Raw genomic sequence first — 26,100 nt, forward strand, 5'->3', positions numbered from 1 at the left:
TCGATGATGACGTAGCCATCGACCTGGCCGGTGGAAATGCACTGCGGATGCGTAGGATCGGCAGTCGCGGGAATCGGACTTGCGCAGCTGCCACCAAACACGAGCGAGCCCGGCCCTGAACCAGGCTGGCTATTCCAGGACAGAGCGGACTCCGACCACGGCCCGCCTGCCAGGCGAATGTCGAACGCGCCCGGGGTGGTAGCGGCGGTGACAAACAACCGCAACGTCGCCTTGGTCACGGTGGAACCCGCCGGCACCTGCGACAGATTGAATCGCACGTAGGTGTAGGTGGGCTGCGCACCGGCCTGCACAGCCAATGTGCCTTGGTTGCCGAAGTTACTGTCGGCGCTGGTCTGCGTGACAAACGTATCGTCGGTGACTGGCGCTTGGGCCAATGCCACCGTCGGAACGATTGCGAGAATGCCAAGCAATAGAATTACGGCTGAGAAGGACCACGAACGCAGCGATGACATTTCAGTTTCTCTCCGGCGTGCAGATTCGACACATTCTTGCGATGACAGCTACAGCGATTTTTCAAGCCCTGTCAGCACATCCTGGGAGGGGCGTTCGTAAGAAAGGCACGTGAATTGCCAATCGTTTCAGCCATAAAGTGTTTAGAATCATTCAGAATCAACCTAGATCCTTGCTACTGCAAAAGCTTTGCAACATTTTTGCAACATTGAAGCATGCAGCTTCCTTCCACTTTCGTAACGGTACCCCCCAAAGAAGCCGTCCCATCTGCCGCTCTTTGCTGCTCGCTCAGCGATCGATGAAATGGCGCCCAAATCCGTCCTCGTCACCGGGTCCTCGGGCCTCATGGGCTCCGAGTGCGTAGCCTATTTTGATCGTCTGGGATGGCGTGTCCACGGTGTGGACAACAACATGCACATGGTGTTCTTCGGCGCCGACGGCGACACGCGAACCATCGCGCAGCGGCTCGCGCAGGCCTGCAGGAACTTTGAACACCATGACCTCGACATTCGATTCCGTCAGGGAGTCTTGCAGTTAATCAAAGAAGCTCGTCCTGCGCTCGTCGTCCATTGCGCGGCGCAACCTCCCACGAACTCGCCAAGGCTTGTATTTTTCATGGTTTCGACATCAACACGTGCGGGACCTTCTGCTATATCAGCGACCAGCGGCGATTCCGGGCTGATTACCCAACTTGGACGGTGCAGGTCGCGCTCCCTGAGATCATCCGTCAATTCGTTGGGGAGGATGCCGCAACCATGCGGCGAGGCTAGGGGCGCGCCGAAGGGCGATGCACCCGCGGACACACCCCTGACAGCGCTACTTGCTTTGACGGCGCCGGTCTGGTCCGGCGCGTTCTCGCCAGCCACGCAACTTCCCGGGTGAGCATCTTCAGGTACATCTCCTTTATATGTAGTGGGCGCAAGGGGTCCACAAGACAAAGGTCTTCCTTTGTGTGCAGATGATTGCACACCTCATCTGCCATCAACAAAAAGCGCTCCACGGCATGGGCCTTAATTATCAGCAGCTTACGTCCTTGGCGCCGTTTTCTGCCAAGCGTCTTGGTGGCACGCTGATTGCTTCAACCCAAGCAGCGGCATTCTGGGGTAATGGAGGAGCAGGGATCATGGCAACATGGCCAACGCCTGACGCGGCCGACACGGAATCAACACAGCCACCCAAGGCTGGGGCTCGAACTGGCGGTATTTTGGCCCCCTGGGCACTCCCCGCGGCATCTCTCAAGACCAACGCTCTGCGTGTAGGCGTCATCGGCTACGGCTATTGGGGACCGAATATCGTTCGCAATTTTGACATACAAGAGCACTCGCGGGTGACCGTGGTTTGCGACTCGCGTCCGGAAGCGCTTGCCAAAGTTGCCAAAGCACATCCGCGCATGGAAGTAACCACCGATGTCGCCGGGGTGATTCGTTCACCTCACATCGACGTTGTCGCCGTGGTCACACCGGTTTGCTCGCATTTTGAATTAGCCAAGGCCGCACTGCTCAATGGCAAGCACATTTTTGTCGAAAAGCCATTCACGGCCAGTGTCGCTCAGGCCGCGGAGCTGATCGAAATCGCGGAGCGCAAGAACCTCAAGATCATGGTCGACCACACGTTCCTGTTCACCGGCGCGGTGCGCAAGATCCGCCAGTTGATCGACCAGGGCGTGCTCGGCGACCTCTACTATTATGATTCCACGCGCGTCAACCTGGGCCTGTTCCAGCACGACGTGAACGTCGTGTGGGACCTGGCGCCGCATGATCTCTCGATCATGGACTACCTCATCGAGTCCAAGCCGGAAGCGATCGTCGCCACCGGCCAGAACCACGTTAACGGCGTAGAGGATGTCGCGTACCTGACGGTGTACTATCCCAACAAAGTTATCGCCCATGTGAACGTCAATTGGCTTTCGCCGGTGAAGGTGCGCACGACTCTGGTCGGCGGCGAAAAGAAGATGCTGGTGTGGAACGACCTGGAAGCCGATGAGAAGATCAAGGTGTACGATAAGGGCGTCCAGATGAAGACCCGCGAAGGCGTGTACGACATGCTCGTCAGCTACCGCTGCGGCGACATGTGGGCGCCGCAGATCGAGCAGACCGAAGCCCTCAAGCTGGAACTTGAGTACTTCCTCGAATGCATTGCCACCGGCAAATCGCCGATTAACGACGGCCATGCCGGATTGCGGATCGTCAAAATGTTGGAAGCGGCTGACGAATCCATTCAGAAACGCGGTAATATCGTCCAACTATGAGCGAATTCGTTTGTATCGCCCCCGACGTCAAGCTCGGCAAAGACGTTAAACTCTCAAAGTTCATCAACCTGTACGGATGCGAAATCGGCGATAACACAAAAATTGGCGCATTCGTCGAGATCCAGAAAAAAGCCACCGTCGGCCGCAATTGCAAGATCTCCAGCCACACCTTCATCTGCGAAGGCGTGACCGTTGAGGACGACGTTTTTGTGGGCCACAGCGTGACGTTTATCAACGATTCCTACCCGCGCGCCACCGCCGGCGGCCAGTTACAGACCGAAGCCGACTGGAAGGTGGAGACCACGGTGGTGAAGAAGGGGGCCTCCATCGGCTCCGGATCCACCATCCTCTCAAGGGTTACGATCGGCGAGAATGCGATTGTCGGCGCCGGCAGTGTGGTCACCAAGGACGTGCCGGCGAACGCGATTGTCGCCGGCAACCCCGCGAAACTGCTCCGGTATATCGCGCCTGCAACCAGCCCGGTCGGCCGTTAAGCGGCATTGCATTGCTGGCTTTTCAGAGAGTGGGACTTGAAGGGCATTTTCCAACCCGCACGCCTCCTAGGAATCGCCCTACTCCTTCTTGTCTGCATCGCCATCAGTTTCAGAGGCTACTCCCGCCTCAGCTCGCCTAAGCGGGCATCCACCCCGCATTCGGCCAAGTTGTCGTGGAAACCGAGCACATCGGCGGTGAAGGGCTACAACATTTATCGGACGAAACCTGGCGGCTCGTACACCCGCATCAACCCCACTGTTCATCCCGATACGTCGTATGTCGACTCCGATGTTGAGGCCGGCGCGACTTACTACTATGTGACGACGGCTGTGACCGCTGCTGGTGTTGAAAGCAAGTTTTCGGACCGGGTCGTGGCCGTGATCCCGAACGATTGAACCTTGAAGCTAAGGCGTGGGAATCACCGCCGTCGCTGGGCTCGAGTACCCGCTCTCCAATCCTGAGCTGTCCATCTCCGTGACCACGTAGTAGTAAGTGTGTCCTGAGGCCACGGTGGAGTCCGCGTAATTGGCAGCGGCATTCAGCGCGCTGTTCAGCCGCGTATACGGCCCACCCGTCACCGTTGAGCGATACACGTTGTAGCCAGTCGCTGACGAGTCGCCTTGCCAGCTCAGCATGGCGGTGTGCTGGACCGGGGCCGTGCCCGAGCCGCTGAGCGCCACCGTTGTCGGCGAGTTCGTCGCATTGCTCACGAACGAGACACTGCCCGAGGCCGGGCCGCTGCTGGGCGGCGCAAAGGTCAAACTGGCACTCTTGCTGGCCGCCGCGGCCAGCGTGAACGGGAATGTAAGTCCGCTCACCCCGAACCCCGAACCGGTGAAGCTGGCCGATGAGACCGTTGCCGCCGAGTTGCCGGTATTGCTAAGCGTCACCGCCTGGCTGGCCGACCCTCCCACCAGCACCGACCCGAATGAAACCGAGGTCGGAGAAGCTGACAAGAGCACGGTGGCCGGGGCGTTGATGGTTATGTTGGCCAGGGCGCTGGATTTGGGATTGGCCACGCTGGTGGCAAGCACCGAAGCGGTACCGGCCGTGGAGGGCGCGGTGTAGAGGCCGCTGGTCGAAACCGTCCCGCTGCCGCTGGCCACCGACCAGGTCACCGCCGTGTTCGTCGAACCTGTTACCGTGGCGGTGAACTGCACCGTGCCATTGGTGGTTATCGTCGTGTTGTTCGGTGTAACGCTGACGATGACTGGCGCAGTAACGGTTGCGGTGGCGCTGGCACTCTTGGTCGGATCGGCGGCGCTCGTGGCCTTGACGGTGTAGGCGCCGGCGGTGCTCGGCGCGGTATAGAGACCGGTCGAGGAAACCGTCCCACCGGTCGCCGACCAGGTCACCGCGGTATTGGTGGAGCCGCTGACCGTGGCGGTGAATTGTGCCGTGCCGTTGGTGGTCATCGCTGTGCTAGTAGGCGAAATACCGACACTGATCGCAGAGCCGCCGGCCGCAGTGATCGTCACGGTGGCGGTTGCAGTCTTGCTGGGATCTGCGACGCTGGTGGCCATCACCGTAGCTGTGCCGGCTGAAGCCGGGGCAGTGTACAGACCGCTGCTGGACACCGTCCCTCCGCCGCTGGCCACGCTCCAAGTCACCGCGGTGTTGCTGGTGCCGCCTACCGTGGCGGTGAACTGCACGGTGCCATTGGCAGCAAGCGTCGTGCTGGTTGGGGCGACGCTGACGCTAACCGTCGCAGGAGCGCTGCTCGTTTTCGATGTTGTCGTTGAACCCGCGCCGGCTGCTCCGCCGCAACCTGAATGGATCAGCGTTAGGGTGACGAGAAGCACGACATGTAGGGCTTTCCATAATTGCTTCATCAACCAACCTCGCGACAACGGACTTGCGCTGCAACCAGCTTTGGCCAGGGTCTTACGGCGTGGGAATCACCGCCGCCACCTGGCTCGAGTACCCGCTCTCCATTCCTGTGTTGTCCAATTCAGTAACAACGTAGTAGTAGGTCTGTCCCGATTGCACTGTGGAATCTGTGTAACTGGGAGTTGCGTTCGTGGTGCTGTTTACCCGTGTGTATGACCCGCCACTGATTGATGAGCGGTACACATTGAAGCCAGACGGGTTCGAGCTGCCGGCTTGCCAGCTCAGCATGGCGTTGTGCTGGACCGGGGCCGTGCCCGAGCCGCCGAGCGCCACCGTTGTCGGCGAGTTCGTCGCATTACTCACGAACGAGACACTGCCCGAAGCCGGGCCGCTGCTGGCCGGCGCAAAGGTCAAACTGGCACTCTTGCTGGCCGCCGCGGCCAGCGTGAACGGGAAGGTAAGGCCGCTGAGACCGAACCCCGAACCGGTGAAGCTGGCCGATGAGACCGTTGCCGCCGAGTTGCCGGTATTGCTAAGCGTCACCGCCTGGCTGGCCGACCCTCCCACCAGCACCGACCCGAATGAAACCGAGGTCGGGGAAGCTGACAAGAGCACGGTGGCCGGGGCGTTGATGGTTATGTTTGCCAAAGCGCTGGACCTGGGATCGGCCACGCTGGTGGCAAGCACCGAAGCGGTACCGGCCGTGGATGGGGCGGTGTAGAGGCCGCTGGTCGAGACCGTCCCGCTGCCGCTGGCCACCGACCAAGTCACCGCCGTGTTCGTCGAACCTGTTACCGTGGCGGTGAACTGCACCGTGCCATTGGTGGTGACCGTCGTGTTGTTCGGTGTAACGCTGACGATGACCGTGACGGGCGCAGAAACGCTCACGCTGGCGCTGGCACTCTTGGTCGGATCGGCGGCGCTCGTGGCCTTGACGGTGTAGGTGCCGGCGGTGCTCGGCGCGGTGTACAGGCCAACTGTGGAAACCGTTCCACCGGTCGCCGACCAGGTCACCGCGGTATTGGTGGAACCGCTGACTGTGGCGGTGAATTGTGCCGTGCCGTTGGTGGTCGTGGTTGTGCTGGTAGGAGCAACGCTGACGCTGACCGTGGCCGGTGCAGAAACGCTCACGCTGGCGCTGGCACTCTTGGTCGGATCGGCGGCGCTCGTGGCCTTGACCGTGTAGGTGCCGGCGGTGCTCGGCGCGGTGTACAGGCCAACTGAGGAAACCGTTCCACCGGTCGCCGACCAGGTCGCCGCGGTATTGGTTGTGCCGCTCACAGTGGCGGTGAACTGTTGCGTGCCGCCGGTGGTTACCGTCACACTCGTGGGTGCAACGCTGACACTGACAATGACAGGCGCACTGACGTTCACGGTAGCACTTGCCGTCTTGGTCGGATCGGCAGCGCTTGTGGCCGTGACCACGTAGTTGCCGGCGGTGCTGGGTGCGGTGTACAGGCCGGTCGAGGAAACCGTTCCACCGGATGCCGACCAAGTTACCGCGGTATTGGTTGTGCCGCTCACAGCGGCGGCGAACTGTTGCGTGCCAGCGGTGGTTACCGTCGCCGTGGTGGGCGAGACGCTAACGCTAACAACAGGGGAGGAATTCGTGCTAACAGTCACAACCGCGCTGGCCGACTTGGTCGGGTCGGCTACACTGGTAGCTGTGACCGCGTAGGAGTTGGCGCTAGGTGCCGCAGTGGAGGTGTTGGCGCTAGGTGCCGCAGCAGAGGTGTTGGCGCTTGCTGCCGCAGCGATGTCCGCAGCCACCATGCCCCACTGGTCGTTGGCAATCCGGTAATTCATCCCCACCGAAGCTGCACCAGCGGCTATCGATTGAGCTCCGTTGCTGCCTCCAGTAGAACAACTGATTTGCTTCATCCATGCCAGGGCCTGTGCCGAGCTGCCACCCGAGCATCCATAGTCGATCGCGTTGACGACCATGTCCCCGATAGCACTGCTGATCGATATCGAGGGCGTGCTGCTATACCCAGTACTGGTGGCGGTGTGGCGAAGAGGGGTCAATTGATTGACACCGGTAAAGCTGACCGACCCGCACTCCAAGTCCGCCGTTGTTCCGGACAGCGTTACCATCACCGTTTGTTGACCGGTGGGCGGGGCGACCAGGTAAAACATCTGCACCGCGCCGTCCCCCGTGCCGTTGACCTTTTTCAGGCTGACGGGGTCGCTGAGCATGCTGATGCCGCCGTAGGTCACCGAGAGCGTGAATGGCGGGAGGTCGAGTTTGCCAAGCGAACAACCGACCATCACGAGACGGTTGTCGCCAGAAGCCGCGTGCAGCCAGCTCACGGTTGAGCCGTGCCTGACCGAGGCGCCTGCCGGACTCGGTCCCACTGCGTCCGGCAGCACCTGCGCCGTGCTGACGGGGCTGGGGGCGGTGTACAACCCGGTGGACGATATGGTTCCACCGGTGGCCGACCAGGTTACGGCAGTGTTGGTTGTGCCGCTGACGGCGGCGGTGAATTGCTGCGGGCTGCCCGGGCTTAATGCGGTGCTGCCCGGTTCAATGCTGACACTGACGGGCGCACCGGCAGTGATCGTGAATGTCACCGCACTGGAAAACGTGCCCGACCGGGAATCCCATATCGCTACGTTGGCATTACCGGCACTGGCCAGGTAGTTAGCCGGAACCACTGCCTGGGCCTGCGTCAGCGAGACGAGCGTTGTGGTGAGCCGCACGCCATTCCAGGTAATCTTGTCCTTGCCATTGAAGTATGAGCCCGAAACCGTAAGAGTGAAGCTGCCGGAACCAGCGGGGACCGCACTAGGCGAAATCGACGTGATGGACGGCAGATTATTGGCTGCTAGGGGGAGGGTGACCGCAACGACGACCGCCACGATAAGAATGAGCCGCGTAGCCCGCATGAGTACATCTCCCAATAAGATTGCTTTCCTGCAAGGTTAGGAGAGGCCACGCGGCGAAACTACTGGACAGGGTGTCAGAAAAGGGACAGCAAAGGGTTGCTGTACTTCGCCTGTACTAAGGTCCAGCCTGCCGCGCATTCCGCTGCCAGGCGATGTTGGATGGGGGGTCGAGCCTGGGGGCCATGCGCTTAACCAGCGAACCGCAGGCTTGTCGCAGTACCGTGGGGACCGGAACCAGTCGAGGAGATGATCCCGAGTTGCAGTCGCAACTACCCTGCCAGGGCTCGTTTTGGGTCTTCCTTCTTATGCAATCAGGGCGCCTGCTGAGAATTGCCCACACCACGGTTTTGCGCTATTCTGAGCATTCGCGACATGCCAATACCGCCGGCGTCAACCCGGAAGATCTCCGTCTGCCTGCTGGCGAACCACCCACTCGTGCTGGCAGAGTTTCAGCGGTTGCTCAGCACGGTTCCCGCTCGCGTTCAGCCCAAGAGAGTCGAGCCGCAGCTTTCAGGCAAAGCTTCGCTTCCACGTGCGAGCGTGTATGTCGTCGATTTCGAAGGCAACCGGATGGCGACCGAATCCCTGGTGGCAAAGGTAATGGAACGGTATCCCAACGCCCGCTTGCTCCTGGTCGGTGGAGATTTCAGTGAGGACGTCGCTTTTCCGCTGCTTCGACTGGGGGTGAAGGGTCTTTTGCAGCACTCACAACTTGCGGATCAGCTCCAGCGTGCCCTGCAGTCAATTGATGCGGGCGGATATTGGGTGCCGCGGACGTTGCTGTCCAGGTTTGTCGATTCCGTTCTCGCCAAGACGACACATGGTGCGGCCATGTCCTCCCGCGCACGGCTGAGTCGGCGCGAAAAGGAAGTCATCCAGGCTCTGCTGGAAAACCTCTCGAATAAGGAAATCGGGAGTCGACTGAACATTTCCGAACGCACCGTCAAATTCCATGTCTCCAACCTCTTGCGGAAATTCGGGGTGGGTCGCAGAGCTGACCTCATTGTGATGGCCTACCAGGAGGCTTCTCGGACCTCTCCTTCCGTTGCCGGCGCCACCCTGGGCGAATTCGGGCGTGTCCATTAGTGATTCTGCTCTAATGCGTGCTCGCGTCCAGCGGTGGATTCGGATTCTAGCCGTTGTCGTCCTGGCGAGCTGTATTGCCATTGGTGTACCGGCGATTCGAAGCCACATTCTGCGGTCGGCTGGATGGGCGCTGGTTCTTAGCTACCAGCCCGTCCTGTCCGCCGACATCATCGTCGTCGGCGTGAGTGCCGACGGCGCCGGGACGCTCGAGGCGGCCGACCTTGTCCACAACGGCGTGTCGACGCGCGTCGCGGTTTTCGCCGACCCCCCGGACGCCATCGACCGCGAGTTTCTCCGCCGGGGATTACCTTACGAAGATCGTGCCGCGGTTTCCACTCGCCAGCTCCGATCGCTTGGCATCTACAACATTGAGCAAATCGCAAGAAATGTGACGGGAAGCGAGGAGGAGGGGGAAGTGCTTCCGGCTTGGTGCGACCAGCACCAGTACCGCTCTGTCGTGGTGGTGACCACATCCGACCACTCGCGACGGCTCGGCCGCATACTGCGGCGTGCCATGAAAGGCCACAAAACGAGCGTCACGGTTCAGCCCGCGCACTACTCCAAATTCGATCCCGACCGGTGGTGGCAAACGCGCGATGGCACTCGAACCGAAATCGTCGAATTGGAAAAACTCTTGCTTGATATTGCCTGGCATCCCTTTTCGTAAACTCACCTTGTGCGTCGCATTTCTTTGGAACGTGGTAAAGCGCTGAAGCCCCATCGATCAACGCTCTATTTCACCAGCCTCGCCCGCTCCCGACCAAGGCGCTCCGTGCCTTCCGTTTTCGACAATGCAGCTCCCAACCTCGGAACGACTGCAGCTTTTTTCGCTATTAACGTAACTATTACCTGGAAAATGTTTTCCACGGCTGTCGTTTCCTTTTAAAGTCAAGGGAATGAAGTGGTAATCATCCTGCAAATGCAGACTTGAAGCTCCAACAACCAGTACATATGGAGGCCCAGTTGGATCATATCCTGCAGTGTGTTGTTGTCGATGTCGAGCTTCGGGTCCCCGGTCACGATTGCGGCCCGGATTGCCCTTGTTGGGGGTCGGTAAAAGCTGAGCGCAGTATTGTTCTGCCCTTCCAGGACGAGACTCGAAATCGCGCCGCGAGCCCCGCAACCCTAAAAGCAGGTAGTCCCATGTAATGGCAAATCGTTAAGCAGCAGCACCGCGGGAAAGCCGGAAGCAAACTCGATCCTAGGCAGTGCGACGCGGATTATGGCGTTCCCACTGTGGCAGAAATCTCCGTGGAATAACTGCTTTCTGTCCCGTCTCCACCGAGGGCCGTTATTACCCAGAAATAGGTTTGGCCGCTGGCGAGACTGGAATCGACGAACGTTGTTCCCGTCACCGGCGCAACGTTGATTTTCTGGAACAGGATTCCCGATGTCGTTGACCGATACACGTTGTAACTGACGTCCGTGGCGGTTGTGCTCGCTGTCCAATTGAGAGTCGCCGTGTGGCCGGAGGCAAACCCTCCCGTGCCCGTCAATGCGACGGGTGGCGCTGGAGTACAAGTAGCATTTGTGTTGAAAGTTACCGTGCCGGAGGATGGACCGTCCCCCGGCGGTGTAAACGATATCGTAATCGGCTGGCTGAAGCCGACCGGGATTGTTATTGGCAGAGCGGGGTTGGTAACGCTATACCCGGCGCCAGTCACCGTAGTGCTGGACAGGGTCAGCGATGTGTTACCTGTGTTGGATAGCGTAACGCTCTGCAGCGACGTGAACCCCAGTATTGCTGTCCCGAACGATACATCCGTGGGAGCCACGGTGAAGCAAGTGATGGGGGTGATGCCGTTGCCGCTCGCAACCAGCGAAACTACCGGGGAAGAGGCCGCATTGCTGGTAAACGTCACACCGCCGGTGATAGAACCGATCGATTGCGGCGAGAAGGAAATCGTTACCACCTGATTCGCTCCGGCAGCTAACGCCAGCGGGAAAGTCGGACTGACAATTGCAAATCCAGTTCCACTCGCGGTGCCAGCGGACACGATTGTACTGGTCGTGCCTGGATTCGAAATGGTGATTGCCAGGGTCTGTGTATTTCCGACAGCCACATCTCCAAACGAGATCTCCGTCGGTGTGACTGCCAGCGCTGAGGACTCGGGAGGCCCGGCTGCGGCGTAGCAACGATCAGCATTGAAATCGATTAGAACCCCATTAGCGTCCTTGGTAGCGTTGTCGTAGCAAAGTTGCGCCGGAAGTTTATAGGCGTGACCATCGATATCCGGGATGTCCCCACCGGTCACATCGGGGCCGACCGCCGGCCAGGGCATGGTGCCCCACCAACCCGGCTTTGCGTTCAGAAAGAACGACGGCGGCAGGGTGTCGCCGGCCGGAACGGGGTTGGCGTAGGCGCCAATTCCGCTCGGCACTTCCGACGCCAAGAAGCGATTTGCTCGGTTCACGGTATCGTAGTTTCCCCAGCGCATCATGGTGGAAACGACGATCGAATCGTCGGCAACCACGACGCCGTCGCAACAATCTCCACGGCCGATGTCGTAGATGGGAACGTCGCTGTTTTCATAGGCAGTCTGTACTCCGGACTGGCCGAGAACGTTGCCGATTAAGTTCTCGTATCTGTTATACGAGCTGATTATGATCGGGTTAAGCGATTGCGTCTTGCCGGATTCCCACCCGTTATATCGGTTGCGGAACAGGGTGTTGAGGCCACCGGCGCCTTGCATGACGTCAGCCCGGAATCCGTTGCCATTGTTGCTTTCGAAAAGATTGTAGATCGTTCCCGCACCATGCACGTCGGTGCTCTGGTTCAAGAGACTCGGTACCCCGCTGTAATTATCGTTGATTGAGAAGTTGTAGCCGTACACCTCCGCTTCGGAAGTACCCGCCAGCAGCGGCGTATCGACGTTCTGGAAGATGTTGTTCATGATCAGGTCATCCGACGCGATGCCAGATTCAACGCCGCGGCTGCTCGTTCCCAGCACTCCGTAGAAATAGCTGTCTTGCACAGTATTGTGCGCCGACTGGAAAAGCCACACGTGATTGCGGTAGTAGCCCGGGGAGATCGAACGTACGCCCTTGATCCAGCAATTCATCGCTCCCGCGAGCATGACCGCTCCTCCCGTGAAGGCTCCATTATTGTTGTTATCGATCGAGAGGTCTTCGAGTCCCGCCGACTGGATCGGCGACATCCACCAAGCGCCAGGATTTTTCGCTGCGCTCCAGTTGCCGGCGTAAAGGCCCGGAGTGATCGTGAACGTGCTTCCGCTGGTGCAGGACGGAGTGCAATCGGTGATCTTGACGATCTGGATCTGGCTGCGGTCAACCCCGTTGAGGTTGCGCCCCGGTGAGCTGCCTAGAGCGGAGCAGGCGAACGGACTGGTGGTATCGCAAACGAAGAGACTTCCGTTGTCGGCAATGTCGTTGGCCTGGTCCAAGAAGATGTACTGACCAACAGACAGACCGGAGCTGCCGATGTTGCTCAACGTGATTTGCGTGGTCCCCTTCGCGTACCCCGCGGTCCACGTCGCTGCGTTACTGCCCCCCGGCTGAACCTCGCCACTGCCGTAGTACAGGGGATGTTTTTGGAAGCAAATGTCCGTCGGGATAAGCGTGCAGATCGCAACGTCGCTGAGTGTGAAAACCAGGAAAGTCTGGTCGGCTCCAGCTCCGCGCAAGGTCACGTTTTCTTGCATCACGATGCCGGTGGAGAGATGGTAGATGCCCGCATTTAGATACACGACTTGACCGCTCGGGCAGTTTGCAATCGCGGTGTTGATGGCATCGGCGGGCCCGGCGTAGGGATTGATCGTCGCACAGACGGTGGTGCGGTTGGGAATGCCGCCGGTGACTCCTGCGCTGCTCCAGTTAATCGCCCGGCTCGGGGCGAGGAGGCCGGACCAGACCGGCGCTCCGAGCACGTTCAGTTCGGCGACGGCAGTCCAAGGGCCACCAGTAACTTCCGTCAACGCCCGCAGCCGCACGTAGCGTCCCGCCGTGCCGGTGAAGGTCACCTGCTTCTGCGTGTGATCGGAGGCGCTGGTCATCAGCGTGCCACTGGCAACGGCTGTCCCCCAGTTCACCCCGTCCATGCTGACGTAAAACTCGTAATTGGCGATGTTGCCGTTGCTGTACTGATCCTGCCGCGGCAGGTACTGGAAGCCGCTGATGGTGTAGCTGGCGCCCAGATCAATCTGGATCTCGTGGGGCGCCGGAGGCGACGACTTGCACCATTCCGTGAACCACGTCGTGCCGGGATTGCCGTCGATGGCGTTGGTCGCGCCGCCGTTGCCGCAGGTCGCCACGCTATCCACGTACAGCACCCGCCATCCACTTTGGGGAATACTAGCCAGCGAAGGCGGGGTAACGGTCAGGATGGCCGTTCCGTTCGATCCGTTGACGGTAGCGCCAATAACCGAGGTTACCGTCGTGCTCACGGTAGAAGCGGAAGTCACAGGGAAGCTCGCGGTTATTGTGCCTGCGCTCACGGCTACCGTCGCCGGCACCGTCGCCGCACCCGGGTTGCTACTGGTGAGGGCCATGGAGACATCGGTTAAGGGCGCGCTGGTCAGGGTCACCGACGCCGTGCTGGTATCCCCGCCTGCAGCAATGGACGCGGGAGTCAGTATCACACTGGCAACTTGCGCGCCGCTGGTCGCCACGGCTGAGCCGAGCACATTTAGCTCCGCCACGACCGTCCAAGGGCCACCATTGACTTCCGTCAGCGCCCGCAGCCGCACGTAGCGTCCTACCGTGCCGGCGAAGGTCACCTGCTTTTGGCTGTGGTCGGAGGACTTGGTTATCAGGGTCCCACTCGACGCCGGGTTGCCCCAGTTCACCCCGTCCGTGCTCACGTAGAACTCGTAATTGGCGATGTTGCCGTTGCTGTACTGATCCTGCCGCGGCAGATACTGGAAGCCGATGATGCTGTAGCTGGCCCCTAGATCAATCTGGATCTCGTGGGGCGTCGGGGGCGCCGAGTTGCACCATTCCGTGACCCACATCGTGGCGGGATTGCCGTCAAAAGCGTTGGTCGCGCCTTGGTTGGTGCAATTGGTCTCCTGGCTGTCCACGTAGACCAGTCGCCAACCTGCACGTGGAATCGTGCTCAGGGCCACCGTGCCGAGCACGTTGATCTCCGCCGCATCGGTCCATGGTCCGCCGTTGACCTCGCTTAACGCGCGCAGGCGCACATACCGTCCCACCACTCCGGTAAACGTCACCTGCTTCAGAGATTTGTCCTGGGAGCTGGTTATCAGCTTGCCATTCGCAACCGGATTGCCCCAGTTCACACCGTCGGTGCTGACATAAAACTCGTAATCGCGGATATTTCCGTTGAAGTACTGATCCTGCCGCGGCAGGTACTGGAAGCCGCTGATGGTGTAGTAAGCCCCCAGATCAATCTGGATCTCGTGCGGCGTCGGAGGCGCCGAGTTGCACCATTGCGTGACCCACATCGTGCTGGGATTGCCGTCGATGGCGTTGGTCGCGCCTTGGTTGACGCAACCGGTTTCCTGGCTATCCACGTACAGCACACGCCAACCGTTGTGCGGAATCGGCGCCGTCGCTGAGGTCCCCGGCGTCACCGTCAGCAGCGCCGCTGCGGTGGAGCCGTTGTAGCTGGCGTTAATCACCGACAACGCTGTCGCACTCACCGACGAGGCGCTGGTGACGGTGAAGTTCGCGCTCGTCGTGCCCGCATTCACGGTGACCGTCGCCGGCACCGTCGCCGCCGCCGGGTTGCTGCTGGCGAGTGTGACCGTGGCGTTGGCAAGTGGCGCACTGGTCAGCGTGACCGTGGCCGTGCTGATTGTGCCGCCGCCCGCAATCGAAGCCGGACTCAGCGTCAGACTCCCCACCTGCGGCCCGCTGGTCGCCACCGCCGATCCCAGCACATTCAGCTCCGCCACGTTCGTCCACGGACCACCATTGACTTCCGTCAGCGCCCGCAGCCGCACATAGCGTCCTACCGTGCCGGTGAAGGTCACCTGCTTCTGCGTGTGATCGGAGGCGCTGGCCATCAGCGTGCCGGTCGATACCGCCGTCCCCCAGTTCACCCCGTTCGTGCTCACGTAGAACTCGTAATTGGCGATGTTGCCGTTGCTGTACGGATCCTGCCGCGGCAAGTACTGGAAGCCGCTGATGGTGTAGTTGGCCCCCAGGTCAATCTGGATCTCGTGCGGCGTCGCGGGCCCCGAGTTGCACCATTGCGTGACCCACATGGTGCCGGGATTGCCGTCGATTGCTTTGGTCCCCGCTTCGTTGGTGCAACTGGTCTCTTGGCTGTCCACGTACAGTACCCGCCACCCGTTCGCTGGCAGCACTCCCGAGGTCAGAATCGAGAACGACCGTGGGACGTCGGCGGCTGGGTTGTAGTTGTTGTCGCCGGCCTGCGAAGCCGTAATGGTGCACGAGCCAGCACCGCTGATGTGCACTGTCGAGCCGGTCACGGTGCAATTGCCGCTGGCCGCAAAGGTCACCGCGAGTCCAGAGGACGCGGTCGCGCTCACGGTGAAATCGGGGTCGCCCAGCATCTTGTTAGCAAGAGCACCAAAAGTGATCGTCTGTGCCGCCTTGGCAATCGAGAACGACTGTTGCACGTTCGCCGCCGGACCGTAGGTGCCGTCGCCGACCTGCGAAGCCGTGATGGTGCACGAGCCAGCACCGCTGAGGTGAACCGTCGCGCCGGTCACGCTGCAATTGCCGCTGACCGCAAACGTGACTGTCAATCCGGAGGACGCAGTAGCGCTCACGCCGAAGTCAGGATTACCAAACGTCTTGTTGGCCAATGCGCCGAAGGTGATCGTCTGAGCCAGCTTTTGTACGGTTAAGGTGCCTGACCCGCTGCTTGCGCCGTATGCCGAGTCGCCCGCAAAGGCGGCGGTCACCGCGCCCGGATAGCTGCCTGCACTGATGCCAGCGAGGCTCACGGCGGCGACCGTCGCATTGCCGGAGGCGTCGCTGATGGCGCTGCCGACGTCGTTTCCATTGAGCTTAAAGCTGATGGACTTGCCGCTCACACCGGCGCCGGCCGAAGTCAGCGTGGCGGATAAATCAGCCGTGCCGCCGACCGGGCCCGACGCTGCCGCCACCGCCAGCGTGCTTGGGCCTAGGTCGCTGAAGCACACACTCACGTCGTGGAGCGTGGGGGTGACCGCGCTGCTTGTGGTGCTGAGTGAGGCCTGATACTTCAGGTAGCGTTGGCCGGTGAATTGCGCCAGCGACCCGCCGTTGGTGAAGAACGTTCCCGCCGTGCCGTCGGGTCCGACAAAATTGAATGGCCCATCCGCATTGTTGCTGGCCGCCACTTGGAATTGAATGGCGGTACCGGTAGGAGTGTCGGCCGTCCATGACAGGGTGGACCAGTTTACATTCGCGCCTGGAGCCGGATTGGCATCTTTGGTCGAAGATACGAGGGTGCCGGAGGACGCAAAGCCGGACATCATGAACACCGTAAAACCGAGATCGCGGCCGCCCGACGTCGAATCTGCCGTCCAGGTTGAACCGCTGTTCGTAGAGGTTACTTGTTGCCCGTTGGCGAATGGATTGCTGTCGGGTGAAGTGCAACTGCAGACGTACGCATAGGTGCCCACGGAGGGATTCGATGTAGCGCGGAAGATCACTGCGTACGTTGTGCCTGCGATGAGCGTCGGCGGACTGCTGAAGTTCGCAGTGAAGTAGCCCCCACTGCCGCTTGAAAATCCTGTGATCGTCGCGGTCGCCAGATCGGCGCCCGTAGGCACAGCCGGGCTGCCCGTGGTCGCTCTGATCGAAACGGTAATGTCCGGAGTAGTGCCAGTGCAGCCGCTGCAGAACAGGTCCAGGTCGACTCTTGTTAGTTGACCGCTAACTCCCGCTTTGAAGGTCTGGCCGGCCCAGCTCGTGGCAGTAAAGCCGAAGCCGCTGGTGGTTACCGTTGTGTTCTGCTGATCGATGTTCGCAGGATTCGCCAGAATGACGTCGCCAGGACTGCCGGTGAGGTCGCAATTGCTGGGTACGCCGGCTTGGAAGTCCGCTTGCGTCGTATCCGTGAAGCAGCCGCTGGTGGCCGCCGCCGTCAGGGCGAAGTTCTGCGTAGTGATCGCGCCATCGCTCACCACGATATTCGCTGCCGTCTTGGAGTTGTAACCCGGGAAGCGGGTCGCAACACTCGGATAGACGCCGGAAGCAAGAGCCGCAAAACTGTAATTGCCATTCACGTCGGTGGTCGCTGTCCTGCTCCCAAATTCCACGGTCGCGCCACTGATTGGATTGCCGCTCGCTGCCGCCGTCACTGTGCCTTGCAACGAACCAGTAACCACCCCCGTGCAACCCGGCAAACTGAATGTGCCGATGCGGGTGTTGAAGTTCAATCCCGTGGTCTGGTAGTAGAGGTTGGTGTACCAGAACGTGCAGCCATCAACGTCGAGGGTCATCGCGCTGTAATCACCCCAGCGTATGCAGGACGACGAACCGCAAATCCCAGACTGTGATCCCGTGCCCTCGATCAGCGATTGCTCCGTTTGCGTGATCGAGTTCACCGGATCACCGGCGAGGCGTGCCGCATAACGAATGGCTGGTTTCAAGGTGGCGCTCGACGCCGAGTATCCGATCGCCATGTCCCCAGCGCGGTCCACGGCGACGCTGGGCATGAAGCGAAACACGGCGGCATCGGGGCTATAGGTGAAGGACTGGGTAGCGCTGGCTTCCACGCTCCCCCCGGTGACTTTCACCTGGTAGTAACGCACCGCGGCCTGGGTGGAGGTGACGTTGGAGGTTGGATTCCCCGCGCCAACGGTGTGGCTGGCCCACAAGGATTCGACTCCTCCGAGGTTGGTGTACTGGTTTTGCGCCATCAGGCGGAGGTACAGCGAATCCAGCCGGTTGGCGGGAGATGGCACAGTCGTGGAGTTGGAGTTGGAATACTGCGCCCACCACGTGGGCGTGATAGAGATGAATGGGCCGCTGAATGTGGACGTGCTGATGCTGGTCCAATCCACATGGAATTTATAAACGCTGACCGCGCTGAAATACTGCCATACAACCGCGAAGTAGTTCGGGCTGCCTGCGGGTGGCGTCCCGGTTTGCAGCCGGGCATTGCTGGGAAGCAGCGTGAATTCGGCGGACGGAGCATCGAAGGAGAGGATTTGGACCGTCGGCTCTCCGGCGTACATTTGCGCCTTATTGAACGCCCACACGCGAACGTTCTGATATGAACCGCCGGCGCCAAAGCCAAACAAGTTGGCCGACATGTACAGACCATCAGGCCAGAGACCAAACTTGGGGTAGTCGCCGAACCCGCTGGTGGAACTGATGGAATAGAAATTCCAGCCGCCCGCCACCGGATCGCCCGACTTGGAAACTGCGAAACACTGATACGCAGGAGCAATGATGTTGCCCGACCCATCGAACTTGAAGGCAAAATCGGTCAGGATCCAGCGGTCCTCAAACGTGTCATAGAGGACGACCGGATCCCCGAAATTGTTGGTGTCGCACAGGTTGCCGAAATTGCCCTGGCTCATCAACGAATTGAACGTGAACGCCGCCAGGCGAACGCCGTTCTTGCCATAAATGCCAACCGAAAAATTGATGGTCTGAATATAGTGTTGAGGCCCCACGTCTCCGTTGGTGTCGGGCGGATGGCCGCCCCCCCAGTTGGCAAAATCGAGTCCCTCGAAACTGCTGCTCGGCGTTGGGGCAGGTGCGTTGAGGGTCGCTGCTGCGGCCGAGGTTGCCATGCCACTCTGAGCGACGGCGGCGGTCCCCGGGTAAGGCACCGGCGTGACTTCCGGCTCTTCAAATTCCGGCCGCTCGAACTTCGTTGGGGGCACCTGCGGCAAGGTCCTCACGTCTCCATGAAACGGCTTCCCGCGCGTCAAGTGTTCCTCTCGGGGGTGGCGCATCACGTTGACGCCGGCAATGGCTGAGGAGGGGGCTTGCGCCGTCACTTCCTGACCACGGACGCAGACCGGCAGCAGAAATGTGAAAGGGAGAACTAAGGCACTCCACCTGCGGACGACCCCGTGGCGCATCAGGCGAACCTCACATCAGGCAGGGAAAACGGCGCGCGGTTTGGACTGAGAGGATTGGTTTGCGCTGCTGCCAGCACGGCAATAGCAAACCAGCAACAGATGGCCGTCCCGAGATGTTTCAATGTGAGTACTCTCCCCGCAGAATCCCAGTAAGGTTTAAGGGGGAGAGGAATATAGCTTACAGCAGCAGCGCCGGACAATCAACCGGAATGTTCGGTTTTGGTGCAATTTTGGCGCAGTACTGGGACGAGTTAAGACCATGCGCAGGAACACCTTACGTGGAAGGTTGGTGGACCTGACCTGGACAGGAGAACCGCTTCCCGGTTCGGACACGGGGGCGCATAAACCGTTACTGCTGATCGGGCCGAGCGAAGTTTTCAGTCCCACTTTGCACCCTGCGTGTGGCAGTCGATGAGGGCCGCTCATCGCTCCGGTAGGCCTTTGTTTTGTTCATGCCGGCGGTCGGCGCGGTCCTGCGGCCCGTCTTCCATCGGAATATGTCGTTCGACAATCTTGGGTTGATGTAAACTGCGCCACGAGCGACCCCCCTCAGGTGCAAATCGGCACACTTTCGGAGGCGTATCTGCCGACGCAGTGCTGTGAGCTAAGTGCATGGGCGCTGTTTGACGTTGGGGCAATCCCGTTGGTCCGCCTTTGTGAGGAAACTGGAATGTTGCGTCGCAGTCACAACCACTCCCGAGCTCATGGCTACCGTACAGTGTTGGGTTTAACGGCGGGTCGTGCGCGTACGATCACTGTGTTAACGTTTTTGTTAACAATAGCAACGATAGCGCAGGAAGTTCCAACCCGCCCCGCCCCGCCAATATTGAGTGCGCCCGCCGTTCAGCAGCGGTCCGTTCCCTCAGCGGTCCCCCGGGAACAGAAAGTCCATTGGGCGGAACTGAGTTGGACGCCGAGCTCGAGCAAAGGCATCGATGGTTATTACGTATATCGAACCGTCGCCGGAAGCGGCGCTAAGCCCCAGCGCATCACCGCTCATCCGGTGAAGGGAACAAAATACAGGGACACTACGGTCAAGCCTGGCACGACATACATTTACTCCATCAGCGCTGTGCAGAAGATCAACTCCCGGTGGGTCGAAAGCGATCGCACGCCACTGGTGACAGCGCGAATACCAAGTCCGTAGACATTGCCGGTTGTTGCCAACTGCCGAGACGTGCGGTTGCGGATGCGGCCCAGGCTGCGAGCTGGCCGCGATATACTTTGGTTGAATCAGGAGGAATTTTGCGGGTTTCGATCTTCGGGTGTGGATACGTCGGGCTGGTGACCGGCGCATGTCTGGCGGAAATCGGGCACCAGGTGCTGTGCTCCGACAACGATGCCGCCAAGGTTCAGACGCTGAAAAGCGGCAAACTGCCGATTTACGAACCCGGCCTGGACAGCGTGGTCGAAGCCAACGTCGCCGCCGGCCGGCTGCGCTTCTCGTCCGATCTGGAGGACGCGGCGAAGTCGGGAGATGTGCTGTTCGTGTGCGTCGGCACGCCACCGCTGCCCAATGGCGAAGCCGACCTGAGCGCCGTCGACAACGTTGCCCGCCTGATTGCCAAGGTGGCCCGAACGCCCAAATTGGTGGTCGAGAAGAGCACGGTTCCCATTCAGACCGGCCAGCAAGTGAAGCGCGCGCTCGCGGTCTACGGACGTCAGCAGGAGAAGTTGTTCCGCGTGGCATCCAACCCCGAGTTTCTGCGCGAGGGAACGGCGGTCGCCGATTTCCTGCACCCGGACCGCATTGTCGTGGGGGTGGACGATCCCGAGTCGGAACAGATCCTGCGCGAAATGTACGGGCCGATTGTGGAGCGAAACTTCCACTGCCGGATCCACAATAACAACTGCGGTGTGCGGCCCGCCCCGCGCTTCCTGGTTACCACCATCAACAGCGCGGAGCTCATCAAGCACGCTTCCAATTCGTTCCTGGCGCTGAAAATCTCCTATGCAAATCTTATTGCCGACGTCTGTGAGCAAATGGGCGCGGACATCGCCCAGGTCACGCAAGCCATGGGAATGGATCCGCGCATCGGCAGCGCATTTCTGAACGCCGGCCTCGGGTTCGGCGGCTTCTGCCTGCCCAAGGATGTGCAGGCGTTCATCCACCTGGGAGAGACCGCCGGCGTCGACATGGCGATGCTGCGCAGTGCCGAGGAAATCAACAAGAGTCGCGTCACCAAATACGTCAACCGGTTGCGGAAGCTGCTCTGGGTCCTGAAGGACAAGCACGTCGGGGTGCTCGGTCTGGCCTTCAAGCCCTACACCGATGACATCCGTTTTGCCCCCGCGATTGACTTGATCAAGGCACTCGCAGGCGAGGGAGTCCGGGTGAAGGCGTATGATCCGGAAGCGATGGAGCGCGCTGCGACGGAGCTGCCGGGCATCCAGCTATGCCGCCGCGCCGACGAGGTCGCGGAAGGCGTCGATGCGCTGCTGGTGGCCACCGAGTGGCCGGAATTCAAGCAACTCGATTGGCAGCTGTTGCGCGAGCGCATGAGCCGTCCCCTGATTCTGGATTGCCGAAACCTGCTGGATGCGGACAAGATGATCTCGATCGGCTATGAGTACTACTGTGTCGGCCGGCCGGAGCGGGATCCAGAAGCGGGGACCAGCTTTGGGGAAGCCGCATCCCGCCGGTAGTATTCGTCGGTTTTTGCGGCATTGTGGTTCGGAAAGAATTTGCGAGCCCAAGAATCTTGAATTCTCGCGAGGGGCAGGGAACTCGTGCGCGGCGCGTTCTCGTTGCGCTGCTGATGGCACTCCTGACAGCGGCCACGGTGCTGCCCATTTGGGCGGTCAAGTTTCCGCCTCTCCTTGATTACCCCAATCATCTGGCCAGCAGCTATGTCCTCGCCCACCTGCATGATTCGCTCCCGTTTCATTCCTGGTACGCGGCCGATTGGGGACCCTATCCCTATGTCGCCATGGACGTCATGCTGCGAGCACTGCAATTTCTTTTGCCGATTGAGGTGGCCGGCCGGTTGTACCTCACTTTCGCGGTGCTCGCATTGCCGGCGGCCATGTGGTTCTTTGTTCGGCAATCGAATCCAGGACAGGACGCCATTGCCTGCTGGGCGTTGGTGGGAACGCACAACATTTTCTTTCTGCTGGGATATTTGAATTTCTACGTTGGGCTGGCGTTCGGCTTCCTGGCACTCGGGCTTTGGCTGAAATGGAATGCGCGCCCGTCACTATTCTCTTGGCTGCTCGCGATGCTGGCGGTCAGCGTGACGTATTTTTCGCATTTGCTTGCCTTCGGCATCGTTGGCATCGCGGTTACCGCCTATTGCGCCTTTGCGCGACAGTCTGTCCGCTCGCTGCTGCTGACCTGGGTCATGTTCGTGCCCGGCGCGTGCTGCTACCTGTACTCCGCCCGAATCATGGAAAAGCAACACAGCGGGTTCGTTTTTCTCGGCTTGTCCGAGAAGATCGACAACCTGCACGGCATGATGCACGGATATTCCGACGCACTGGATGTCGTCACGCTGGTCGCGTTATGCGTTTACTTCCTGTGCGCATGGTTCCGCAATAGCGAGTTCCGCTGGAACTGGCGCTGGATCGGCGTGGGAGCGGTTCTGTTAGCCGCGTACTTCATACTGCCTTATTCCTACGGCGATGGTTTCGACCTGGACATACGCGTTCTTCCCGTTTTGTTCGGTATAACGCTGGCGTTCGCCAGGGTTGGTCGGCGAGCTTGGTGGCTGGCTCCGCTGGTCCTCGCGCTGTTTTGCGTGCGAGTGGCGGATATCACATACAACTACCGGAGCATGCAGCCGGAATTGAAAGGCTTGGCAGCGTCCTTCGACCTTACATTCCCGAACGCGCGCGTGCTCCCAATCGTCCAGGCCGATGAAGATAGCGATGCGTTGCACCACGCCTTCGCGCATTTTTGGGCTTATGGCGTCATCCGCCGGCGCTGGTTCTCGCCCTACTTGTTTGAGTTACCCGGACTGAATCCACTAAAAGTAGCTCGACAGTCGTACACGCTGGATGGTTTCTGGGAATTGGATTACCGGGAAACGCCGGATTGGCGAGCGATCCAGGCGGACTACGATTTCGTGTGGAGTTATAACGCGCCCCAGTACGATGCCGGCTTGAAGAAAATCGGCACGTTAACGTATGCGGACGGAAAGCTCCGCCTGTACCGCCTCACGGCGTTGCGGTGACGTAGAACACGTTCTCAATCGTGGGGGCGGCGGCTTCCAAGGCAGCGTCAGATGCGGCGCGACATGGCGCGCCGGATAGTCAGTTAAAATGAAATCTATCCAGGGCATGGCATCTATAGGAAATTCATTGCGCTCAGCGGCGCCCTCGAATGGCGCCGGCGCACGCACCTCTCTGTCCGTTGTGGTGCCGGTGCACAACGAGCAATACCTGGTCGAGGCCAGTCTGTTGCGGCTCCTGGATTTGACAGAATCTCCCCTATTAGCCCGCATCCAGGTGATCGTTGTGGATGACGGCTCGTGCGACCAGACCCCGGCCGTGCTGGAGCGCTTCCAGAAGCATCTACCGGCCGATAGTTCCGGCGCCATCGAGTGGCTTTTTCTTCGCCACGAGCGCAATCAGGGAAAAGGCGGCGCGGTTCGAACGGCGATCGAGCACGCTGATTGTGATCTTTGCGTCGTCCACGACGCCGATCTCGAATACCACCCGCGAGACCTGCTGCAAATGTTGCCGCTGTTCCTGCACGAGAATGCGGACGCTGTGTTCGGCTCGCGCTTCATGGCCGGCGGATTCAAGCGCGCCCTGTTCTTCAAACATTCCGTCGGCAATCACATCCTGACATTCCTCTGCGATCTTGCCTGCGACCTCAACCTGACCGATATGGAAACCTGCTACAAAATGGTGCGCACCGATCTGCTGAAGACCATTCCCCTGGTGAGCAGCGATTTCCGTATCGAGCCCGAGTTGACCATCAAACTGGCCAAACGCGGCGCCAACATTTTCGAAGTTCCCATCAGCTACTCCGGTCGCACCTACCAGGAAGGGAAGAAGATTGGGTGGAGGGACGGAGTGCGGGCCCTGGGGGCAATCGTCCGGTTCAAAGTTTCCGACCTCATCTGCAAGCCCGATCAGTACGGCAGCGAAGTATCCGTTCGCCTCGGACGTGCGCCCAATTACAGCCGTTGGCTGGCGGATCTGGTGCGGCCGCAACTCGGCTCGCAGGTATTGGAAATTGGCGCTGGTACCGGCAGCCTGACCGTGCAGTTGATCCCTCGGGCGCAATACTGGGCCTGTGACGGGAACCCGCTGTTTGTGCGCGCCTTGCAAAAACTGACCGTCACCCGGCCCTATCTTGCCGCCGCGGTTGTCGATCCCGCGGATCCGAGCTCGTTTCCCGCGGGTCACTCGTTTGAGACGGTGATCTGCCACAATGTGCTGGAGCACGTCGATGACGACGTGGGCGTGCTGCGCGGCATCGGCAACACGGTCGGTGAAAGCGGCCGGATTGTCGTTCTGGTGCCGAACGCGCCCGGGCTGTTCGGCGCCATCGACCGCAGCTTGGGCCACCGGCGGCGGTATACGCGCGCCCAGATCCGTGCGCTCGCCGAAAACGCCGGCCTGCAATGCGTCGCCATTATTCCTTTTAACCGGTTCTGTTATGTGCCGTGGTGGGTTGCGGGCCGTCTCCTGCGCCGCCGCCATTTCAGTCTGTTGCAAGTTAAGCTGGTGAACTGGATCGCGCCCGTCCTGCGGCGTCTTGACAGGTTTGTCCCGGCGCCGCCGCTGTCGTGGATCGCAGTTTTCGAAAAGCGGGCTGGGTAGTCATCGCCGGCAACATCCGTCGAGGAACGGAACTCTTCTTCTGTGCTTGTCCCGTGAAACGAACGCGATGCCGCCGGGACCAGCGATCCGCTTGCGCCGCCGAGGAGCTGTTCATGCAGACAAAAGCCGTTACCAAGGCCCCTGCTCCCGTACCCATGCAGTTTCCTTTTCTCGACTTGAAGGCGCAGTTTGCCACGATTCGCGACGAGGTGATGGCGGCGGTGAACCGGGTGATGGAGTCGCAACGCTTCATCATGGGCCCGGAAGTCAGCGCCCTTGAAGAGGAAATCAAGGCGCAGGTCGGTTGCCAATTTGCGTTCGGTTGCGCGTCAGGCTCCGACGCGCTGCTGCTTGCGCTGATGGCATTGGGGATCGGCCCTGGCCATGAGGTCATTACGGTTCCGTTCACATTTGTTGCCACTGCCGGCAGCATCGCCCGCTTGCATGCCAGGCCGGTGTTCGTGGACATCGACAGCGCCACCTTCAACATGGACCCGGCCAAGCTGGAGGCAGCGATTACGCCGCGTACCAAGGCCATCATTCCGGTCCACCTGTTTGGATTGTCCGCCGATCTCGATCCGATCCTTGAGATCGGCAAGCGGCATGGCATTGCGGTGATCGAGGATGCCGCCCAGGCGATCGGGGCGAAGTACAAAGGGAAGCCGGCCGGGAGTATGGGAACCTTTGGCTGCTACAGCTTTTTCCCGTCGAAAAATCTTGGCGGCGCCGGCGATGGAGGGCTCATTACGACCAACGACCCGGCGCTGGCAGCCCAACTCAAACTTTTGCGCGAGCACGGCAGCCGCACCAGGTACGACTATGAAATCCTCGGCATCAACAGCCGCCTTGACGCGCTGCAAGCGGCGATTCTGCGCGTCAAGCTGAAGTATCTGGATGGTTGGACTGCCGGCCGGCGGCGCAACGCCGATCGCTATCGCCATCTCATCCAGGAGCGCGGATTATCCAAGCACGTGCGGGTTCCGGCATGCCCGTCGCACGCCACCCACATTTACCACCAGTTCACCATCCGCGTACGCCAACGCGATCAACTCAGAACGCACCTGGCGCAGCAGGGCATTCCGAGCGAGATTTACTATCCGCATCCACTCCATCTGCAGCCGGCGTTTGCAGATCTCGGATATCGGCCCGGCAGCATGCCGGAATCGGAGGCAGCGTCGCGCGAAGTTCTGTCGCTGCCGATTTATCCGGAACTGACTGACCGGCAGTTGCAGATGGTGGTCAAGGCGATCGCCGGGTTCGATCACGCCACGCCAGCGCCGGAATCCCGAGCCTAGACGTCGCTCTCCCACCGTCGCTGGAGGATCGTGGACGTCG

Annotated in this window: 12 protein-coding genes and 7 pseudogenes; 10 read left to right on the forward strand and 9 right to left on the reverse strand. The window is 60.3% G+C overall.

Annotated elements, in window-relative coordinates; all coding sequences use genetic code 11:
- Nucleotides 1-473, reverse strand: a 473-nt coding sequence (locus tag LAN70_09145; protein MBZ5511326.1) for a DNRLRE domain-containing protein, incomplete at its 3' end; no start/stop codon positions are given.
- A gap of 301 nt (nucleotides 474-774) precedes the next feature.
- Between LAN70_09145 and LAN70_09150 the strand changes: the two are divergent.
- The 4 genes and pseudogenes from LAN70_09150 to LAN70_09165 all read left to right on the forward strand — a co-directional run bounded on the left by LAN70_09150 (nucleotide 775) and on the right by LAN70_09165 (nucleotide 3,609).
- Nucleotides 775-1,241 (forward strand): annotated as a pseudogene (locus LAN70_09150) (NAD-dependent epimerase/dehydratase family protein).
- Between the two features lie 353 nt (nucleotides 1,242-1,594).
- Nucleotides 1,595-2,719 (forward strand): Gfo/Idh/MocA family oxidoreductase, encoded by a 1,125-nt coding sequence (locus LAN70_09155; GenBank protein ID MBZ5511327.1) that lies wholly within the window; start codon nucleotides 1,595-1,597, stop codon nucleotides 2,717-2,719.
- Entirely contained in the window at nucleotides 2,716-3,213 is a 498-nt protein-coding gene (locus LAN70_09160; protein ID MBZ5511328.1) for an N-acetyltransferase, read from the forward strand. The genes LAN70_09155 and LAN70_09160 overlap by 4 nt, the downstream gene beginning before the upstream one ends.
- 36 nt (nucleotides 3,214-3,249) lie before the next feature.
- Complete coding sequence (locus LAN70_09165; protein MBZ5511329.1) at nucleotides 3,250-3,609, forward strand: fibronectin type III domain-containing protein; 360 nt, start codon at nucleotides 3,250-3,252, stop codon at nucleotides 3,607-3,609.
- A gap of 9 nt (nucleotides 3,610-3,618) precedes the next feature.
- Here the strand turns inward: LAN70_09165 and LAN70_09170 are convergent, their stop codons facing one another.
- Both LAN70_09170 and LAN70_09175 read right to left on the reverse strand, forming a co-directional pair.
- Nucleotides 3,619-5,046, reverse strand: coding sequence for a choice-of-anchor D domain-containing protein (locus tag LAN70_09170; GenBank protein ID MBZ5511330.1), 1,428 nt, complete (start codon nucleotides 5,044-5,046; stop codon nucleotides 3,619-3,621).
- A 52-nt stretch (nucleotides 5,047-5,098) separates the two neighbouring features.
- Nucleotides 5,099-7,930: a choice-of-anchor D domain-containing protein gene (locus tag LAN70_09175; GenBank protein ID MBZ5511331.1), complete on the reverse strand. Its 2,832-nt coding sequence runs from the start codon at nucleotides 7,928-7,930 to the stop codon at nucleotides 5,099-5,101.
- A gap of 372 nt (nucleotides 7,931-8,302) precedes the next feature.
- Here LAN70_09175 and LAN70_09180 point away from each other — a divergent pair, with 372 nt between their 5' ends.
- Entirely contained in the window at nucleotides 8,303-9,016 is a 714-nt protein-coding gene (locus LAN70_09180; protein MBZ5511332.1) for a response regulator transcription factor, read from the forward strand.
- A gap of 13 nt (nucleotides 9,017-9,029) precedes the next feature.
- The gene (locus LAN70_09185; GenBank protein MBZ5511333.1) at nucleotides 9,030-9,683 is read left to right on the forward strand and encodes a hypothetical protein; all 654 of its coding nucleotides are present in this window, start codon (nucleotides 9,030-9,032) and stop codon (nucleotides 9,681-9,683) included.
- Nucleotides 9,684-10,848: 1,165 nt separating this feature from the next.
- On the opposite strand, the pseudogene LAN70_09190 reads toward LAN70_09185, so the two are convergent.
- The 6 pseudogenes from LAN70_09190 to LAN70_09215 form a co-directional block, all read right to left on the reverse strand.
- Nucleotides 10,849-12,678: pseudogene (locus tag LAN70_09190) on the reverse strand (choice-of-anchor D domain-containing protein).
- 216 nt (nucleotides 12,679-12,894) lie between these two features.
- A pseudogene (locus tag LAN70_09195) lies at nucleotides 12,895-13,524 on the reverse strand (discoidin domain-containing protein).
- Between the two features lie 138 nt (nucleotides 13,525-13,662).
- Nucleotides 13,663-13,986, reverse strand: a pseudogene (locus LAN70_09200) (discoidin domain-containing protein).
- Nucleotides 13,987-14,103: 117 nt separating this feature from the next.
- A pseudogene (locus tag LAN70_09205) lies at nucleotides 14,104-14,439 on the reverse strand (discoidin domain-containing protein).
- Nucleotides 14,440-14,868: 429 nt separating this feature from the next.
- Nucleotides 14,869-16,428 (reverse strand): annotated as a pseudogene (locus tag LAN70_09210) (discoidin domain-containing protein).
- Nucleotides 16,429-17,037: 609 nt separating this feature from the next.
- A pseudogene (locus LAN70_09215) lies at nucleotides 17,038-18,993 on the reverse strand (carboxypeptidase-like regulatory domain-containing protein).
- A 1,245-nt stretch (nucleotides 18,994-20,238) separates the two neighbouring features.
- Here LAN70_09215 and LAN70_09220 point away from each other — a divergent pair.
- From LAN70_09220 to LAN70_09235, 4 genes are all read left to right on the forward strand, one after another.
- Entirely contained in the window at nucleotides 20,239-21,639 is a 1,401-nt protein-coding gene (locus LAN70_09220) for a UDP-glucose/GDP-mannose dehydrogenase family protein (protein MBZ5511334.1), read from the forward strand.
- A gap of 284 nt (nucleotides 21,640-21,923) precedes the next feature.
- Nucleotides 21,924-23,165, forward strand: a complete 1,242-nt coding sequence (locus LAN70_09225) for a hypothetical protein (protein ID MBZ5511335.1) — start codon at nucleotides 21,924-21,926, stop codon at nucleotides 23,163-23,165.
- A gap of 106 nt (nucleotides 23,166-23,271) precedes the next feature.
- Nucleotides 23,272-24,765, forward strand: coding sequence for a glycosyltransferase (locus LAN70_09230; protein ID MBZ5511336.1), 1,494 nt, complete (start codon nucleotides 23,272-23,274; stop codon nucleotides 24,763-24,765).
- Nucleotides 24,766-24,920: 155 nt separating this feature from the next.
- Nucleotides 24,921-26,060, forward strand: coding sequence for a DegT/DnrJ/EryC1/StrS family aminotransferase (locus tag LAN70_09235; GenBank protein ID MBZ5511337.1), 1,140 nt, complete (start codon nucleotides 24,921-24,923; stop codon nucleotides 26,058-26,060).
- Nucleotides 26,061-26,100: the final 40 nt, after the last annotated feature.

Source organism: Terriglobia bacterium (assembly GCA_020072845.1).
Classification (GTDB): Bacteria; Acidobacteriota; Terriglobia; order Terriglobales; family Acidobacteriaceae; genus JAIQGF01.